Raw genomic sequence first — 17,426 nt, 5'->3', positions numbered from 1 at the left:
GGATGTAAGTATATCGGAAATACTATATGTAATGATTATCGGGAGTGGATACTATGACTGAAGAAAAAATATACGATGTGATTATTATCGGTGCTGGGCCTGCTGGTATGACTGCAGCTGTTTATACTTCTCGTGCGAATCTCCAAACATTAATGATTGAACGTGGGATTCCAGGTGGCCAAATGGCCAATACGGAAGAAGTGGAAAACTATCCAGGGTTCGAGACGATCTTAGGTCCAGAACTTTCTACAAAAATGTTTGATCATGCTAAGAAATTTGGCGCCGAATATGCCTACGGTGATGTGAAGGAAATTGTTGATGGCGAAGAATACAAAATCGTCCGTGCTGGTTCAAAAGAATATAAAGCAAAAGCGATCATTCTATCATCTGGTGCAGAATATAAGAAAATTGGCGTGCCGGGTGAGAAAGAATTAGGTGGACGCGGCGTTTCTTATTGTGCGGTCTGTGATGGTGCATTCTTTAAGCAAAAAGAATTGTTCGTTATCGGCGGAGGAGACTCTGCGGTCGAGGAAGGCGTATATTTAACTCGCTTTGCTTCGAAAGTTACAATCGTACACCGTCGAGAAGAGCTTCGTGCTCAGAAAATCCTTCAAGAGCGTGCGTTTGCTAATGAAAAGGTTGATTTTATTTGGAATCATACCCTGAAAGAGATTCATGAAAAAGACGGGAAAGTGGGCAGTGTGACACTTGTTTCGACTGCAAATGGAGAAGAACAGGAATTAAATGCGGATGGCGTGTTTGTTTATATCGGTATGAACCCTCTTTCTAAACCTTTCGAAAACCTAGGTATTACAAATGCTGGTGGGTATATTTTGACTGATGAAACGATGGAAACGAAAATACCTGGCATCTTTGCAGCCGGTGATATTCGTGAAAAAACACTCCGTCAAATTGTTACGGCTACAGGTGACGGCAGCATTGCTGCACAAAGCGCCCAACATTATGTGGAAATGCTGAATGAAAAGCTGAAAGTAAAGTCTTGAATTTTTTACAATTCGTAATTCCGTCTTAATCATGCTGTAACATAGATGCAATATCTTTTGGTTATAGTTAGGGTAGTAATTGACCCCCTTTTATAAATATAAACTTGTGGATGGCACAGATGTTAACGTCTGTGCCTTTTTTTTGTCGAAGAACATGGGGACGGGTCTTCGCGACTTACTCATATAGTCAATCTACTTTACAGATATACTTACTTTGTTAAGAAAGTACTTCAAATTCCGGCTCCGCGCCGCCGCCATTGTGATTAGGCGAGTATAGCGTGCTACAGGATGGGTCCTTCACAGTAAATTGTGACGTTTTAACGGTATAGGAATTTTGTATGTAACAAGTATGGAAAATAATTTCCTGATTCTTGTTCATTGTAGCTCGTATCTAAAAATAGTATAATAGAAGTTAAACAAATGTATCGAAGAGCTGTCTAATTCATTACTTCTGCTATGTGTAGTTATACATAGCATGGAAGTTTCACTTTATCCCGCATTAACGGGCAGTAATATCCCCACCTCAAGGTTTAGAGGAATCGAAGAAGCAAAGGTGGGGGATAACTGCCCGTAAAAGCCCGATTGGTTCAACTAACAATCAGTGGGGTTGAAGAAAATCCCACTGATTGAAGTTTCACTTTATAAATTTTTGTACAAGACAAATACTGGATTAGAGTCGATTGAGGTGAAGAACGTGCAACGTGTCACAAATTGTGTGTTAGTCAGGGACAATAAAACACTTCTTTTAAAAAAACCGAGAAGAGGCTGGTGGGTTGCTCCAGGAGGCAAAATGGAGGCTGGTGAATCTGTTCGTGATGCCTGTATTCGGGAATATCGTGAAGAAACAGGCGTATATTTAAAAAACCCAGCAATTAAAGGAATTTTTACGTTTATCATCAAAGAGGGCGATAAAGTTTTAGAAGAGTGGATGATGTTCACCTTTTTCGCTACCGAATCAGACGGAATTAATGTGGATTCGTGTGAAGAGGGAGAACTAAGCTGGATTGCTATTGATGAAATGAAGAATCTTCCAATGGCTGAGGGTGACTACCATATATTGGAATATATGATTCGTGGAAGCGGAATCATCTATGCCACTTTTACGTATACACCTGAATTCAAGCTGCTTTCATATCGGCTTGATCCGGGTTGAATAAATAGAAAACTTTGGGGGGATTGCATTGGGAATAGGACAAATTAGCGAAACGCAATTAGTCATAATTACAGGCATGTCTGGAGCTGGAAAAACGGTTGCTGTTCAAAGTTTTGAAGATTTAGGCTTCTTTTGTGTTGATAACTTACCACCCACGTTATTACCCAAGTTTCTTGAACTGATGAAAGAATCTGGAAATAAAATGAATAAAGTTGTGTTGGTTATGGATTTACGCGGCAGAGAATTCTTCGATCATTTATTCAAAGCATTAGATGACTTAGCTGAAACATCTTGGGTAACTCCGAAGATCCTTTTCCTTGATGCAGATGATGAAGTGCTTGTACGACGCTACAAAGAAACGAGGCGTACGCACCCACTATCGCCATTGGGTCTTCCGCTAGAAGGAATTCAAATTGAACGGGGTTTGTTAGAAGTGTTAAAGGGACGGGCGCAGATCGTTTATCAAACATCTTCGCTGAAGCCACGAGAATTAAGGGAAAAAATCTTAACAGAGTTCTCAGTTAACAAGAAAGTGATTTTTACTGTCAATGTGGTGTCTTTCGGATTTAAACACGGTATCCCGATTGATGCGGATCTTGTTTTCGATGTCCGCTTTCTGCCTAATCCATTTTATATCGAACATATGCGACCAAAGACTGGTTTGGAAGAAGAAGTGTCAAGTTATGTGCTGAAATGGGGAGAAACACAGAGGTTTTTAGAAAAATTGATAGATTTACTTGCGTTTATGCTTCCTCAATATAAGCGGGAAGGGAAATCTCAGCTTATCATTGCAATTGGATGTACGGGTGGTCAGCACCGTTCCGTTGCGCTTGCTGAGTATCTGGCTAGCACATTCCAGAAAGATTATGTCACTCATGTAACGCATCGTGACATCAAGAAGATTATTAAGGAGAAAAGTAATGCCAAATGAAATTGAGCAGCCAAGAGTAGTCGTCATTGGGGGCGGTACAGGTCTTCCTGTGTTACTTCGCGGACTGAAGAACTACCCAATTGATATCACGGCGATTGTTACGGTTGCGGATGATGGTGGTAGTTCTGGCAGGATTCGCGATGAAATGGATATTCCGGCCCCAGGAGATATTCGAAATGTTCTTGCTGCGTTATCAGATGTGGAGCCTCTTGTTGAACAAATGTTCCAGCATCGTTTTGCAAGTAAGAATGAACTAGCGGGGCATTCGCTGGGGAACTTATTGTTAGCCGCCATGACCTCGATTACTGGGGACTTTGTCCATGCAGTTCAAGAAATGAGCAAAGTACTGAATGTAAGAGGGAAGGTGTTACCATCCGCTAACCAAAGTGTAGTTCTTCACGCGGAGATGGTCGATGGAATGGTTGTAAGCGGTGAATCAAAGATCCCGTTCTCTGGGAAAAAAATCAAACGCGTGTTCCTTAGTCCTAACAAAATTAAACCGCTCCGAGAAACCATACAGGCAATTAAGCAGGCTGATTTAATTGTCATAGGACCTGGGAGTTTATATACAAGCATTTTACCAAACTTACTTGTACCAGGAATTGGTGAGGCGGTTTGTAAATCAAAAGCGAAGAAGGTCTATATCTGTAACCTTATGACTCAAGCAGGAGAAACGCAGGATTATACAGCTAGTGACCATATACAAGCTATTTACTCTCATATGAATTGCTCATTTATCGATTGTATTCTTGTAAATAATCAAGAAATTCCACAAAATGTTCAAGATCGCTATAAAGAGGAATTTGCAAAGCCGGTTGTTTTTGATGTTGAAAGTCTAGAAAGACTTGGAGTTAAGATTGTTCAAGGGCAGATTTTTAATTTTGAAGGAAACTCCATTCGGCACGATACAAAAAAAGTAGCGCGTATGCTTTATCAAATGTTATTAAACGAAATTAAAGAAAGCAAACCTTAAAAAAGGATTGTCTTGACTGCTTACCTTATGCCTGTCTTGTTTCTTCATGGCTAATAAGAGTCTGTTCAAATAACTAGATTTTGTAGCCAAGGACCGGTGACAGTTTTTCTGATTGGAGGTGAGAATCTGTGTCTTTTGCTTCGGAAACTAAAAAAGAATTAACAACACTAGAAGAAAAGGATTGTTGCGGAAAAGCTGAATTATGCGCTTTAATTAGAATGAATGGATCGCTTTCGTTTTCGAATAAAAAACTTGTTGTAGATATTCAAACCGAAAATGCAGCGATTGCCAGAAGAATCTATACGCTTCTAAAGAAAAATTATAATGTGCAGATGGAATTGCTTGTTCGAAAGAAAATGAAGCTGAAGAAAAACAATGTCTACATTGTTCGTTTATCTTCTGGAGGGCAGGAAATACTGTCTAACTTAAAAATCGTTGGAAAAGGATTTGAATTTTATCATAGTATTGCACCAGAACTTATTGCCAAGAAGTGCTGTAAACGTGCTTACTTAAGAGGTGCTTTTCTAGCGGGTGGTTCTGTCAACAATCCGGAAACATCATCGTATCATTTAGAGGTTTACTCCATTTATAAAGAGCATAATGATGCACTTTGTGAGTTGATGAATGTATTTGGTCTCAAGGCGAAGACCCTTGAACGAAAAAAAGGGTATATCACCTATTTAAAAGAAGCTGAGAAAATAGCAGAGTTCCTGAATATTATTGGTGCTCACTCAGCGTTATTGCGGTTTGAAGATGTCCGGATTGTTCGCGATATGCGTAATTCCGTGAATCGGCTTGTGAACTGTGAAACGGCGAACTTAAATAAGACAATTGGTGCCTCCTTAAGGCAGGTAGAAAACATACGGTATATTAACGAAACGGTTGGTCTGGGTATTTTACCGGACAAACTCCGTGAAATTGCGGAACTTAGAGTGGCTTATCAAGATGTTACGTTAAAAGAGCTTGGGGAAATGGTTTCAGGTGGGAATATTAGCAAATCGGGAATTAATCACCGCTTACGAAAAATTGATGAAATCGCTGATAAAATGAGAGGCGGAGCAGGTCTCGTAGCCCAGAAGTTATAAAGAAGGAGGAAAATATATGGTTGAGAAGCAAGTGGAGGTCCGCCTGAAGACAGGTCTTCAAGCAAGGCCAGCTGCCTTATTTGTACAAGAAGCAAACCGTTTTAAATCAGACGTATTCCTTGAAAAGGATGGAAGAAAAGTGAATGCGAAAAGTATTATGGGGTTAATGAGTCTTGCGATTGGGTCTGGAACGATCATTCAACTAATTGTGGATGGTAGAGATGAAGAAGAAGCCATTTGTGCCCTTCAACAATTTGTTGAACAAGAAGCGTAAAGAATGATTAATCAAACAACGGAAATTACTGAAGTTGTTATGATGAAGGTGCTTAGAAACATGTCCGATTTACAGGTAAAGAGGAGAATATCCTTTCATGCTGCAAATTCACATGTGCTAGGCATCTTTTTGTATATGTAATCAAACGTACTGGCATCTGTATTCTTGAAAATGGTGATATATATTTAAGTTAAAGGGTCAGACCCCGCAACAACTAAAACCAGTATAAGATACGTGTATGAAACACTACATACTGGTTTAGAGTGTGAGGTCAGATCCTTATGATGGGGTTTAGAAAATTCAATTTAAAGGTAGCTTCTAAAAAACGCCGAGCTAAATGCTTCGGCGTTTTTTTAGTACAATTATTTATCTAGAGTTTTCTTAACGTCATCTATACGAGTGATGACTTTGTCGATTAATCCGTATTCTAATGCTCGTTCAGCTGTCATGAAGTTATCGCGATCCGTATCTTTTTGAACAACCTCTATTGGTTGGCCTGTACGTTCGGAAAGAATTTCGTTCAATTTGTCTTTTAAGAACAAAATGCGTCTTGCGGCAATTTCAATTTCAGTTGCCTGACCTTGTGCTCCACCTAATGGTTGGTGAATCATCACTTCACTGTTTGGAAGAGAGAATCGTTTGCCTTTTTCACCAGCTGCTAGTAAGAAAGCGCCCATAGAAGCGGCCATTCCGATACAAACTGTTGAAACTTGAGGTTTGATATATTGCATGGTGTCATAGATGGCCATTCCAGAGGTAATGCTTCCTCCTGGGCTGTTAATGTACAATGTAATATCTTTATCAGGGTTTTCTGCCTCTAAGAACAATAATTGAGCTACAATTGAATTTGATACATTATCGTCAATTGCACTACCAAGCATGATGATTCTGTCTTTTAATAGACGGGAATAAATATCGTATGCACGTTCCCCGCGACTTGTTTGTTCAATAACTGTAGGAATTAAATTCATGCTAATTTCCTCCTCTAAGTAAAAGTTATTTCTCATAGGTAAATCCTTAATATATGTATGATACACTTTATGGTCAATTAAGGTCAAACAAAACAAATCGAAAGGAAGATGTTTCGTTCGACAAAAACCAAAAAGCTGTTTCTATAGCCCAAATTATGATATCTAGAGCTCGGATGTTAGGTTCCATCTCCACGTTATCCATACTACCCAAATTTCTGTACTTTAAACCGCATTACCACTTGCAAACAATGTGAAACTGACATATAATAAAATTTGTTGAAAAATTATTACTGCCCTCGTGGTGCAACGGATAGCACGTAAGATTCCGGTTCTTGAGATGTGGGTTCGATTCCTGCCGAGGGCGTCATTAGTAAAAGACTGTCTCATAAGGGTCTGACTTTATATTCTACACACAGTATATCGTATTATACTGTATTTTGTAGGTATGCGGTCTGACCTTTTCTTTTTTTGAATAGATATAGAATGAGTAGATTTTAAGTAAATTATAGGGTTTAGCCGCAAGTTACTTCCTCGCTCTAAAGTCGAGCTGGTCTTGGGTTATTACGATTTTTGTTTCGTAAGCGTTTCCATTTCGTTTCACTATTCACTTGTATATTTATGGTGTAAAATGGTAAAGGGAGAGGGAGATATGGATATGAAGCCGGGACTCTATCAACAACAGGTTATGAAATTGACAATGACGCAAGAGTTAAGCCAGGCAATTGCATTACTTCAGTTTTCTACGCAAGAATTGTTAGTCTATTTAGAGACAAAGTGGCTGGAAAATCCTTTATTAACGATTGAATCATCAGCAGGTTCCCACGAGTTACCAAGAGATCAATTTAAGGGAAATCGGGTAAAGAATACAGGGATATCTTCTAATTGGATTGAACAGATTGGTGATGAAGCTCCTTCTCTTGAAAAATATTTGCTTGCCCAAATTGGTGTGGATGTGTTAAATAAAATGGAATTGAAAGCGCTTATCCATCTTATTCGTAACATTGATGAAAATGGGTACTTGAGGATAAGTTTGGAAAATGAAGCTGTTTCGGTTGGTCTATCTGCAAGCGCTGTATTTAAAGCCTTGGATATTCTGCAACAACTCGAACCACACGGGATTGGTGCCAGAAATCTTCAAGAATGCCTGCTGATTCAAGTCCGTCAAGCTTGCGAAAGACCATTAGCGGAAAAGCTGCTTCGTACATACTTTTTGCCGTTTGTTGATAAAAAGTGGAAAGAGCTTACGAAAGAACTTGGAGTTTCTTTAAAAGAGATTCAAGATGAATTTGATTATATACAAACGCTAAACCCACGTCCTGGAGCCATATTCACTTCTGAGAAACCAAGCTATATTGTACCTGATGTTGTCGTTGAATATAAAGATGGCAAGTTTTGTGTTGGTCAGTATGAAGGAAATACGCTGCAACTTCATGTGAATGAATCTTATTTGCAAAAAATGCAGAACCATCATGATCCGAATGTAAATCGCTTTTTACAAGAAAAATGGCAAGAGTATCAATGGCTGTCTAAAGGAATTCTTCAGCGGAAGGAAACTATATTACAAGTCATGAAAAAGATCGTGGAGAAGCAGCCTGAGTATTTTTTTCGTGGTTTAGGCTTTCTTAAGCCGATGACAATGAAGGAAATTGCCGATGACCTTGAAATCCACGAGTCGACAGTTAGTCGTGTGGTACGTGGCAAGTATGTCCAAACTTCATTTGGAACGGTGGAGATGCGGTCTTTCTTTAGCTCAGCTCTGCAATCAACGGAACAAGAAGATGTATCAGGTACAAAGGTGAGAAATGCATTACAGTCAATTATAGAACTCGAAAATAAACAAAAACCACATTCTGATCAAGAGCTGGCAAAAATTCTTCGAGATGAGCATGGATTCGTTCTTTCACGTAGGACTGTAGCGAAATACCGTGAACAACTGGGGATCCCATCTTCCGTAAAACGGAAAAGATATGAATGAAAAGGATGTATAGTACATGATACAAAATGAATGGATCTTATACACAAGAAATAATTGCCCATTATGTGATAAGGCAAAGATGATTCTAGAGCGAATAAAACAAGATACTAACTTCAAGTATAGGGAAATCGATATCTATACGAATGATGTGCTAACTGAGCGGTATGGACTAATGATTCCAGTTATTGAATGGCAAGGAGAGATTGTACAGTATGGCCAAGTTGACGAAAGGAAATTACGTCAGTTTTGTAAAGTGGAAAAGAAACTTAAGCAGTAATTTCAAGTCAACTGAAAGGTAAATTAGACTTTATTCCGTATACGGGGCAGTAAGACCCTTATTTTGAGGTTCCACTTTATATAATAAAATAAACTGGATTCATTTTGCCGTTTTAATGGCCTGTTATTGCTGGAAAAATAAAAATTAGCATATAAGTTGAAGAACGTTTTTTTTCCTGCTAGAATAAGCATATAGCAGGAAAGATTTTTTTTGGACCGAGTGGGACGTAAAACGTCTAACCGGGACGAAAATAGTCCACAACTTATTCTCAAGGGGTTTTCGAACGATGAATCCATTGCTCGACATACAAAAGAAAGTATTGCCCGATTTGTTAGCGGTTATGCAGAAACGATATGATATCCTGCGTTATATCAAGTTCATGCAGCCTGTAGGGCGCCGTAGCTTAGCGAACAGTCTGGATTTGACAGAAAGAACGCTTCGCAGTGAAGTAGATTTCTTGAAAAATCAAAACCTAATTGAGGTTTTCAGCTCTGGAATGACGCTTTCTGCTGAAGGTGTAGAGATTCTCGAGCAATTAGAAGGTGTCATGCGGGAAATATCGGGTATAGACAAAATGGAGCAAAAACTTAAGCGAATATTAAATGTTAATGAAGTCATCATCGTCGCTGGAAGCAGCGATCAATCATCATGGGTCAAAAGTGAACTTGGTAAAGCGGGAGCTGCCCGTATGAAAAAGGAATGGAAGGCTAAAAATATCATTGCAGTGACTGGCGGCTCGACAATGGCTGAAGTGGCTAAGATGTTAACCCCAGATTCAAACGGGAAAGATATTCTGTTTGTTCCGGCACGAGGAGGCCTTGGCGAAGAAATTCAAAACCAGGCTAATGTGATCGTTGCGAAAATGGCAGAAAAAACAAATGCTGCCTATAAAGTGCTCTATCTCCTCGATCAAGTCAGTGATGAAGCTTATCAATCATTTATGAAGGAACCGATGATAAAAGATGTTATTTCATTAATCAAATCAGCTACTATCGTTCTACATGGAATTGGCGACGCAACGGCGATGGCGGAGAGACGGAAGTCCCCGGCTGAGATTATTAAGTCCCTAAAACAACGGGACGCAGTAGGTGAAGCCTTTGGATATTACTTTAACGAAAATGGAGAAGTAGTACACAAAGTACAAACGATTGGTATTCAGCTAGAGGATCTTGACCAAGCTAAACGGGTAATTGCCGTGGCGGGTGGGGAATCTAAAGTGAAAGCAATCCGAGCCTATATGAAAAGAGCCCCGCAGACGACGGTATTAATTACGGATGAAGCAGCGGCACAACAGTTAATAAAGGGATAATTTCCCTTTACTATATAATTTTAATAAATTCTTTTTCAACTATAAAGGAGGAAATTTTATTATGGCAGTAAAAGTTGGTATTAACGGATTTGGTCGTATTGGACGTAACGTACTTCGTGCAGCATTAAAAAACTCGGATGTGGAAATCGTGGCAATCAACGATTTAACAGATGCAAACATGCTTGCACACCTTCTTCAATATGATACAGTGCACGGAACACTTGCAGAAACTGTATCAGTTGACGGAGACTACCTAGTAGTTGATGGACATAAAATCAAAGTTTTAGCAGAACGTGACCCTGCACAATTAGGATGGGGAGAACTAGGTGTTGAAGTAGTTGTTGAATCAACTGGACGTTTCACTGCGCGCAATGATGCAGCAAAACACCTTGAAGCTGGTGCGAAAAAAGTAATCATTTCTGCTCCTGCATCTGATGAAGACATCACAATCGTTATGGGTGTTAACGAAGATAAATATGATGCTGCTAACCACCACGTTCTTTCAAATGCATCATGTACAACAAACTGCTTAGCTCCATTTGCTAAAGTATTAAACGATAAATTCGGAATCAAACGTGGAATGATGACAACAATTCACTCATACACAAATGATCAACAAATTCTTGATCTTCCACACAAAGACTACCGTCGTGCACGTGCAGCAGCTGAGAACATGATTCCTACATCTACAGGTGCAGCGAAAGCAGTAGCTCTTGTATTACCAGAACTTAAAGGAAAACTTAACGGTATGGCTATGCGTGTTCCTACACCAAACGTATCAATTGTTGACCTTGTTGCTGAGCTTGATCAAGACGTTACAGCTGAAGATGTGAACAATGCATTGAAAACAGCTGCTGAAGGCGAATTAAAAGGCATTCTTGCTTACAATGATCTTCCATTAGTATCTACTGACTACAATGGTGTTCCAGTTTCTTCTACAATCGACGGATTGTCTACAATGGTTATGGAAGGTAACATGGTTAAAGTACTTTCTTGGTACGATAACGAAACTGGTTACTCAAACCGTGTAGTTGACCTAATCGATTACATCGCTAAAAAAGGTCTTTAATCTTTACAAAAATTAAACATTATTAATCCTGTGAATATTTGGCTAAAATAGCGAAAAACATCTATAATAACAGTGAAAAGGGGAGACGGGATTATGCCCTCTCCCTTTTTGACTGATAAAAGCAAGTGAAATTGTCTAGCTCTACCGCCTAGCATCCTGTGAAAAAGACGATTGCCTAAAAGAAGGCAAAGAACGCCTTCATGGTTTTAGTCCCTATTTTTCCGGAAGCTGATTAAGGCGTTTGTGCTTTTCAAAAATTAAAGGAGGTTATTTGGTCATGAATAAGAAATCCATTAAGGATATTAACGTAGCAGGTAAACGAGTTTTTTGCCGAGTTGATTTCAACGTACCGATGCAGGATGGTCAAATTACTGATGATACAAGAATTCGTGCGGCATTACCAACAATCCAGCATCTAATTGATGCAGGAGCGAAAGTAATTCTAGCTAGTCACCTTGGACGTCCAAAAGGTCAAGTAGTAGAAGAATTACGTTTAACTCCTGTTGCTAAGAGATTAAGCGAATTATTAGGTAAAGACGTCCGTAAAACAGACGAAGCATATGGTGCGGCTGTTTCTGCGGAGATCTCAAAAATGGAAGACGGAGACGTTCTACTTTTAGAAAATGTCCGTTTCTATCCTGGTGAAGAGAAGAATGAGGCAGAATTGGCTAAATCCTTCGCTGAGCTTGCAGACGTATACGTAAATGATGCATTCGGCGCTGCTCACCGTGCCCATGCTTCAACAGAAGGCATTGCAAACTATATACCTGCTGTTGCTGGCTTGCTAATGGAAAAAGAATTAGAAGTACTTAGTAAAGCTCTTTCTAATCCTGAACGTCCGTTTACAGCAATCATTGGTGGTGCGAAAGTTAAAGATAAAATCGGTGTGATTGAAAATCTGCTAGAAAAAGTAGACAACTTAATTATTGGTGGCGGTCTTGCTTACACATTCGTTAAGTCTGAAGGTCATGAAATTGGCAAATCTCTACTTGAAGCAGATAAAATTGAGCTTGCTCAATCTTTCATCCAAAAAGCAAAAGAAAAAGGCGTTAATTTATATATGCCTGTCGATGTAATTGTAGCAGACGACTTCGGTCCGGATGTAAACAATAAAGTAGTTGCGATTGACTCAATTCCAGCTGATTGGGAAGCACTTGATATCGGACCAAAAACACGCGAAATCTACGCTGATGTAATTAACAACTCTAAACTTGTTATTTGGAATGGACCGATGGGTGTATTTGAACTTGACATCTTTGCAAATGGAACAAAACAAGTTGCACAAGCTCTTGCAGATTCATCTGCTTACAGCATCATTGGTGGTGGCGACTCTGCTGCTGCAGCTGAAAAATTCAAGCTTGCTGATAAAATGTCACATATCTCAACGGGTGGCGGTGCTTCCCTAGAGTTTATGGAAGGTAAAGAACTACCAGGAGTTGTAGCATTAAACGATAAATAAGATTCGTAAGAAAGGACGGGACTACTATGCGTAAACCAATTATTGCAGGAAACTGGAAAATGAATAAAACACTATCTGAAGCGAAAAGCTTTATAGAGGAAGTAAAAACCCTTGTACCTTCTTCTGATAAAGTGGATTCCGTAGTATGTGCTCCAGCGCTTTTCCTTGATCAATTAGTAACAGCAGCAAAAGGAACAGAAGTAAAAATCGGAGCTCAAAACATGCACTTTGAAGAGAATGGTGCTTTTACAGGTGAGATCAGTCCTGTAGCACTTAACGATATCGGTGTGAATTATGTCGTGATCGGTCACTCAGAGCGTCGTGAAATGTTCAATGAAACAGACGAATCAGTGAATAAAAAAGCATTAGCAGCTTTCAAACATAATCTTGTTCCAATCGTTTGCTGTGGTGAAACATTAGAAGAGCGTGAAAGCGGTAAGACAAACGATTTAGTAGGCGATCAAATTGCAAAAGCACTTGAAGGTATGACAGAAGAACAAGTGCAAAACACGGTCATTGCTTACGAACCAATTTGGGCAATCGGTACAGGGAAATCTTCAACGGCTCAAGATGCTAATGAAGTATGTGCGCATATCCGTTCAGTTGTAGCAAGTCAATTTTCGAAAAATACAGCTGATGCAGTTCGTATTCAATACGGTGGCAGTGTAAAGCCTGAGAATATTAAAGAATATATGGCTCAATCTGATATCGATGGTGCGTTAGTCGGCGGTGCAAGTCTTGAACCGAATTCGTTCTTGCAATTATTAGAAGGTGGAAAAAATGAGTAAATCTCCTGTTGCGATTATCATCTTAGATGGTTTCGGGTGCCGCACAGAAACAGTCGGAAACGCTGTGTCTGCTGCTAATAAACCCAATTTTGACCGTTATTGGAATCAATACCCGCATGCCCATTTAACGGCTAGTGGGGAAGAAGTAGGGTTACCTAAAGGCCAAATGGGGAATTCTGAAGTAGGTCATCTAAATATTGGTGCAGGTCGAATTGTTTATCAAAGCTTAACTCGCGTTAACGTGGCGATACGTAGCGGAGAATTTGAGAAAAACGAAACATTCCTTGCTGCGATTAACGATGCGAAAACGAAGAATAAAAGCCTACACCTATTCGGTTTGCTTTCTGACGGCGGGGTACATAGCCATATTGAACATTTATTTGCTCTTCTTAAACTTGCTGCAGATGAAGGATTGACGAAAGTCTATGTTCATGCATTTTTAGACGGCCGCGATGTAGCGCCACAATCTGCATTAGGCTACATTGAAGCCGCAGAAGCAAAAATGAAAGAGCTTGGTGTTGGTCAATTTGCAACGATTTCCGGTCGATATTACAGTATGGATCGTGATAAACGCTGGGAACGTGTCGAGAAAACATACCGATCCATGGTGTACGGAGAAGGACCTAGCTACCGTTCTGCTAAGGAATGTGTAGAGGATTCTTATAATAATGGAATTTTTGATGAATTCGTTCTTCCTTCCGTTATTATCGGTGATGATGAAAAGCCGGTTGCGACGATCCAAGATGAAGATTCTGTGATCTTCTACAATTTCCGTCCAGACCGTGCGATCCAAACGTCAAATACGTTTACGAATAAAGATTTCCGCTCATTTGACCGTGGACCAGGACATCCGAAGAATCTTCATTTCGTTTGCTTAACTCTATTTTCAGAATCAGTAGACGGCTTTGTAGCGTTCAAACCGATGAATCTTGATAACACGTTAGGTGAAGTGCTTTCACAAAATAATCTGACCCAGCTGCGCATCGCAGAAACGGAAAAATATCCTCACGTTACATTCTTTATGAGTGGTGGACGTGAAGCGGAGTTCCCAGGGGAAGAGCGGATTTTAATCAACTCACCTAAAGTTGCTACGTATGATTTGCAGCCTGAAATGAGCGCATATGAAGTAACGGATGCATTACTTGGCGAAATTGCCGCAGATAAGTTTGACGCAATCTTACTTAACTTTGCAAACCCTGATATGGTTGGCCATTCAGGTATGCTAGAGCCAACTGTTAAAGCGATTGAAGCGGTTGATGAGTGTCTTGGAAAGGTTGTTGATGCCATCCTTGCAAAAGGCGGTACGGCAATCATTACAGCGGACCATGGTAACGCTGATGAAGTGGTTACACTGGAAGGAAATCCAATGACCGCACATACAACAAACCCTGTTCCTGTCATTGTTACGAAAAATGATGTAACATTAAGAACGGACGGTATTTTGGGAGATCTAGCACCAACCATGCTTGATTTACTTAACGTTGAAAAACCTGTTGAAATGACAGGAACATCTATCATTTCAAAATAAAACGATTGTAAAAAAAAGGAGCGAATTATTATGCCATTCATTCAACACGTATACGGACGCGAAGTACTTGACTCACGCGGTAACCCAACAGTAGAAGTAGAAATCATGACAGAATCTGGATTTTTCGGACGAGCTATTGTTCCATCTGGAGCATCAACTGGTGAGCACGAAGCTGTAGAACTTCGTGACGGAGACAAATCTCGTTACCTTGGAAAAGGTGTTCAAAACGCAGTAGATAACGTAAACAACATTATCGCTGAAGCAATTATCGGTTTTGACGTAACAGACCAAGCTGGAATTGACCGTGCAATGATCGAATTAGACGGAACAGAAAACAAAGGAAAACTAGGTGCGAATGCAATTCTTGGTGTTTCTATGGCAGCGGCTCATGCAGCAGCAGAATCTGTTGGTCTTTCTTTATACCGTTACCTTGGTGGTTTCAATGCGAAACAATTACCAACTCCAATGATGAACATCATTAACGGTGGTTCTCATGCAGATAACAACGTAGACTTCCAAGAATTCATGATTCTTCCTGTTGGAGCACCAACATTCAAAGAAGCAATCCGTATGGGTGCAGAAGTATTCCATGCATTGAAATCAGTTCTTTCTGCTAAAGGCTTAAATACAGCAGTTGGTGATGAAGGTGGATTTGCTCCAAACCTTGGTTCAAACCGTGAAGCACTTGAAGTGATTATTGAAGCAATCGAAAAAGCAGGCTATAAAGCTGGTGATGATATTTACCTTGGTATGGACGTTGCTTCTTCTGAATTCTATAACAAAGAAACGGGCAAATACGATCTTGTTGGCGAAGGCCGTACTGGCTTAACTTCTGAAGAAATGGTTAATTTCTACGAAGAGCTAGTTAACGAATTCCCAATCCTTTCAATCGAAGACGGCTTAGATGAAAACGACTGGGAAGGTCACAAACTATTGACTGACCGCATTGGCGGAAAAGTTCAATTAGTTGGGGATGACTTGTTCGTTACAAACACGAAGAAGCTTGCTGAAGGAATTGAAAAAGGAATCTCTAACTCAATCCTAATCAAAGTTAACCAAATCGGTACATTAACTGAAACATTTGATGCAATCGAAATGGCAAAACGCGCAGGCTACACAGCTGTTGTTTCTCACCGTTCTGGTGAAACAGAAGATGCAACAATCGCTGACATCGCTGTTGCAACAAACGCTGGCCAAATCAAAACTGGTTCTATGTCACGTACAGACCGTATCGCGAAATACAACCAACTACTTCGCATCGAAGACGAGCTTGGCGAATTAGCTGTATACGCTGGGATTAAATCTTTCTATAACTTGAAAAAATAATAGTTGTAATTGAAAAAAGCCTGCTTCTGACGAGAAGCAGGCTTTTTATCATATTTACTGCAAAAGCTCCCATCAAATGCAGTACCGGCGCGCAAATTGGAATTCTCGCTCGAATAGGAGTAAAGCTGGCGCGATTTCCCCTCATTTTGGCTCGAATAGAGGTAAAACTGGCATGTAAATTTGAAATCTGGCACATAAATATCAAATCTCGCTCGAAAAGTGTTCGATCTGGTACTTCGTCAAGATAACGGACCTATTAAATTAGATTTCTGTGGAGCATAAATCACGATTCGTAACGAAAAGAGCTCATTCTCGCTTATAATCTCAATTTCAGATCGAAGTCTTACTATACGGTGTACAGAAAGCTTCTACTTTTCGTTTAGTGTTCAAGAATTCAAAAACCCGCTTGCACATCAGTAACAATGCGTAAGCGGGTTTGAATTGAGATTAAATATTTGTGTCTCGAGCAAGTAGCTTAACTTCTTGTGTAGCGGTTTCCTTATTATTTAGCAGCCAAACTAGATTGATAATATTCTTCTAACGCAATGTCTCGATCGGCTAATTCTTGAGCCAATTCTTTGCCAACATAACGAAGATGCCATGGCTCATGCTTGTAGCCTGTGATGGATTCTTTGCCTTCATCATAGCGGATGATAAATCCATAGGTCGCTGCATTGTCAATCAGCCACTGTGCTTGGTCTGTTTCTCCAAAGCAATCTTCTGCTGCACAAGATCCATCTGAGGATGTGACATCAATGGCTAATCCTGTTTGATGCTCACTCGTTCCAGGGGTAGCACTATAGAGTAAAGCGGCTTCTAGTCCATCTTTCTCAACATAATGATTGAATAGGCTTGTCTGTGTTTTTAGAGAACGATACGCAGATACACCCGCAAGTGGTACTCCTTGTTCGTCGGCAGCTTGGAATAGTAACTCAAGCGCATCAGCCGCTTCTTTTCGCATCATTCGCTTCTCAATTTTTTCGGTAAAAGTGAATCGAACATCTGGGTAAACTAAGTCTGACGGCTTATAGTCATCCGGAAGTATATTCTCTTTATTCACTAGAACAGGAATTGCATCAGGGTCCATAACAGTAACTGGTACGGCTGGATTCTGTTCGGCACTGGCCGTGCCTTTGGTCGAAGAAGTATCAGATTTTTCTGCTTGAACTGGCTTATCCTTTTCTGTTGTAGGTTCTTTAACCATAGAATTGTTATCATGTGAACAACCACTAGTTACGAGTAAAAACGCTGATAAAAGCATGGTGGTCATGCTGATTTTTGACATATTTAAAGCCTCCAATTTA

At 40.0% G+C, this 17,426-nt stretch carries 16 protein-coding genes and 1 tRNA gene; 15 read left to right on the top strand and 2 right to left on the bottom strand.

The window, feature by feature from the left end:
* Window positions 1-53 precede the first annotated feature (53 nt).
* From trxB to JNUCC23_RS20285, 6 genes are all read left to right on the top strand, one after another.
* Entirely contained in the window at window positions 54-1,004 is a 951-nt protein-coding gene (trxB, locus tag JNUCC23_RS20310) for a thioredoxin-disulfide reductase (RefSeq protein WP_062185720.1), read from the top strand.
* A 694-nt stretch (window positions 1,005-1,698) separates the two neighbouring features.
* Window positions 1,699-2,157, top strand: a complete 459-nt coding sequence (locus JNUCC23_RS20305) for an NUDIX hydrolase (protein ID WP_062185721.1) — start codon at window positions 1,699-1,701, stop codon at window positions 2,155-2,157.
* A 76-nt stretch (window positions 2,158-2,233) separates the two neighbouring features.
* The gene (rapZ, locus tag JNUCC23_RS20300; RefSeq protein WP_062186039.1) at window positions 2,234-3,088 is read left to right on the top strand and encodes an RNase adapter RapZ; all 855 of its coding nucleotides are present in this window, start codon (window positions 2,234-2,236) and stop codon (window positions 3,086-3,088) included.
* Window positions 3,078-4,061 carry a gluconeogenesis factor YvcK family protein gene (locus JNUCC23_RS20295; RefSeq protein ID WP_403075642.1) on the top strand — a complete coding sequence of 328 codons (984 nt, stop codon included), beginning with the start codon at window positions 3,078-3,080 and terminating at the stop codon, window positions 4,059-4,061. Before rapZ ends, JNUCC23_RS20295 begins: the two co-directional genes overlap by 11 nt.
* A 128-nt stretch (window positions 4,062-4,189) precedes the next feature.
* Window positions 4,190-5,146, top strand: coding sequence for a DNA-binding protein WhiA (gene whiA, locus JNUCC23_RS20290; protein WP_062185725.1), 957 nt, complete (start codon window positions 4,190-4,192; stop codon window positions 5,144-5,146).
* Window positions 5,147-5,162: 16 nt separating this feature from the next.
* Entirely contained in the window at window positions 5,163-5,420 is a 258-nt protein-coding gene (locus JNUCC23_RS20285; protein WP_049683129.1) for an HPr family phosphocarrier protein, read from the top strand.
* A 362-nt stretch (window positions 5,421-5,782) separates the two neighbouring features.
* On the opposite strand, the gene clpP is transcribed toward JNUCC23_RS20285, so the two are convergent.
* The gene (clpP, locus tag JNUCC23_RS20280) at window positions 5,783-6,391 is read right to left on the bottom strand and encodes an ATP-dependent Clp endopeptidase proteolytic subunit ClpP (protein WP_062185727.1); all 609 of its coding nucleotides are present in this window, start codon (window positions 6,389-6,391) and stop codon (window positions 5,783-5,785) included.
* 292 nt (window positions 6,392-6,683) lie between these two features.
* On the opposite strand from clpP, the gene JNUCC23_RS20275 reads away from it, so the two are divergent.
* The 9 genes from JNUCC23_RS20275 to eno all read left to right on the top strand — a co-directional run bounded on the left by JNUCC23_RS20275 (window position 6,684) and on the right by eno (window position 16,122).
* Window positions 6,684-6,755: transfer RNA gene (locus JNUCC23_RS20275), tRNA-Arg, on the top strand.
* 285 nt (window positions 6,756-7,040) lie between these two features.
* Window positions 7,041-8,366: an RNA polymerase factor sigma-54 gene (rpoN, locus tag JNUCC23_RS20270; protein WP_454213235.1), complete on the top strand. Its 1,326-nt coding sequence runs from the start codon at window positions 7,041-7,043 to the stop codon at window positions 8,364-8,366.
* 16 nt (window positions 8,367-8,382) lie between these two features.
* Window positions 8,383-8,643 carry a glutaredoxin family protein gene (locus JNUCC23_RS20265; protein WP_454213233.1) on the top strand — a complete coding sequence of 87 codons (261 nt, stop codon included), beginning with the start codon at window positions 8,383-8,385 and terminating at the stop codon, window positions 8,641-8,643.
* 286 nt (window positions 8,644-8,929) lie between these two features.
* On the top strand, window positions 8,930-9,952 hold the full coding sequence (locus JNUCC23_RS20260) for a sugar-binding transcriptional regulator (protein WP_403075628.1): 1,023 nt from the start codon (window positions 8,930-8,932) through the stop codon (window positions 9,950-9,952).
* Between the two features lie 61 nt (window positions 9,953-10,013).
* The gene (gap, locus tag JNUCC23_RS20255; RefSeq protein ID WP_062185735.1) at window positions 10,014-11,021 is read left to right on the top strand and encodes a type I glyceraldehyde-3-phosphate dehydrogenase; all 1,008 of its coding nucleotides are present in this window, start codon (window positions 10,014-10,016) and stop codon (window positions 11,019-11,021) included.
* A 277-nt stretch (window positions 11,022-11,298) separates the two neighbouring features.
* Window positions 11,299-12,480, top strand: coding sequence for a phosphoglycerate kinase (locus JNUCC23_RS20250; protein ID WP_062185736.1), 1,182 nt, complete (start codon window positions 11,299-11,301; stop codon window positions 12,478-12,480).
* A gap of 26 nt (window positions 12,481-12,506) precedes the next feature.
* The gene (gene tpiA / locus JNUCC23_RS20245; RefSeq protein WP_403075620.1) at window positions 12,507-13,268 is read left to right on the top strand and encodes a triose-phosphate isomerase; all 762 of its coding nucleotides are present in this window, start codon (window positions 12,507-12,509) and stop codon (window positions 13,266-13,268) included.
* On the top strand, window positions 13,261-14,796 hold the full coding sequence (gpmI, locus tag JNUCC23_RS20240) for a 2,3-bisphosphoglycerate-independent phosphoglycerate mutase (protein WP_403075617.1): 1,536 nt from the start codon (window positions 13,261-13,263) through the stop codon (window positions 14,794-14,796). Before tpiA ends, gpmI begins: the two co-directional genes overlap by 8 nt.
* Window positions 14,797-14,826: 30 nt before the next feature.
* On the top strand, window positions 14,827-16,122 hold the full coding sequence (gene eno, locus JNUCC23_RS20235) for a phosphopyruvate hydratase (RefSeq protein ID WP_062185742.1): 1,296 nt from the start codon (window positions 14,827-14,829) through the stop codon (window positions 16,120-16,122).
* Between the two features lie 502 nt (window positions 16,123-16,624).
* On the opposite strand, the gene JNUCC23_RS20230 is transcribed toward eno, so the two are convergent.
* Window positions 16,625-17,407, bottom strand: a complete 783-nt coding sequence (locus tag JNUCC23_RS20230) for a M15 family metallopeptidase (protein WP_062185744.1) — start codon at window positions 17,405-17,407, stop codon at window positions 16,625-16,627.
* Window positions 17,408-17,426 lie beyond the last annotated feature (19 nt).

The organism is Peribacillus sp. JNUCC 23 (assembly GCF_053653995.1).
The sequence above is the reverse complement of the archived record's forward strand: the minus strand, read 5'-3'. Positions and strand labels throughout refer to the sequence as shown.

Bases quoted from the DNA above. Each gene is read 5' to 3' on its own strand.
- rpoN (WP_454213235.1), top strand. From the start codon at position 7,041: ATGGATATGAAGCCGGGACTCTATCAACAACAGGTTATGAAATTGACA.
- clpP (WP_062185727.1), bottom strand. From the start codon at position 6,391: ATGAATTTAATTCCTACAGTTATTGAACAAACAAGTCGCGGGGAACGT.
- JNUCC23_RS20250 (WP_062185736.1), top strand. From the start codon at position 11,299: ATGAATAAGAAATCCATTAAGGATATTAACGTAGCAGGTAAACGAGTT.
- JNUCC23_RS20260 (WP_403075628.1), top strand. From the start codon at position 8,930: ATGAATCCATTGCTCGACATACAAAAGAAAGTATTGCCCGATTTGTTA.
- JNUCC23_RS20295 (WP_403075642.1), top strand. From the start codon at position 3,078: ATGCCAAATGAAATTGAGCAGCCAAGAGTAGTCGTCATTGGGGGCGGT.
- gpmI (WP_403075617.1), top strand. From the start codon at position 13,261: ATGAGTAAATCTCCTGTTGCGATTATCATCTTAGATGGTTTCGGGTGC.
- trxB (WP_062185720.1), top strand. From the start codon at position 54: ATGACTGAAGAAAAAATATACGATGTGATTATTATCGGTGCTGGGCCT.
- tpiA (WP_403075620.1), top strand. From the start codon at position 12,507: ATGCGTAAACCAATTATTGCAGGAAACTGGAAAATGAATAAAACACTA.
- JNUCC23_RS20265 (WP_454213233.1), top strand. From the start codon at position 8,383: ATGATACAAAATGAATGGATCTTATACACAAGAAATAATTGCCCATTA.
- JNUCC23_RS20230 (WP_062185744.1), bottom strand. From the start codon at position 17,407: ATGTCAAAAATCAGCATGACCACCATGCTTTTATCAGCGTTTTTACTC.
- JNUCC23_RS20285 (WP_049683129.1), top strand. From the start codon at position 5,163: ATGGTTGAGAAGCAAGTGGAGGTCCGCCTGAAGACAGGTCTTCAAGCA.
- gap (WP_062185735.1), top strand. From the start codon at position 10,014: ATGGCAGTAAAAGTTGGTATTAACGGATTTGGTCGTATTGGACGTAAC.
- eno (WP_062185742.1), top strand. From the start codon at position 14,827: ATGCCATTCATTCAACACGTATACGGACGCGAAGTACTTGACTCACGC.
- rapZ (WP_062186039.1), top strand. From the start codon at position 2,234: ATGTCTGGAGCTGGAAAAACGGTTGCTGTTCAAAGTTTTGAAGATTTA.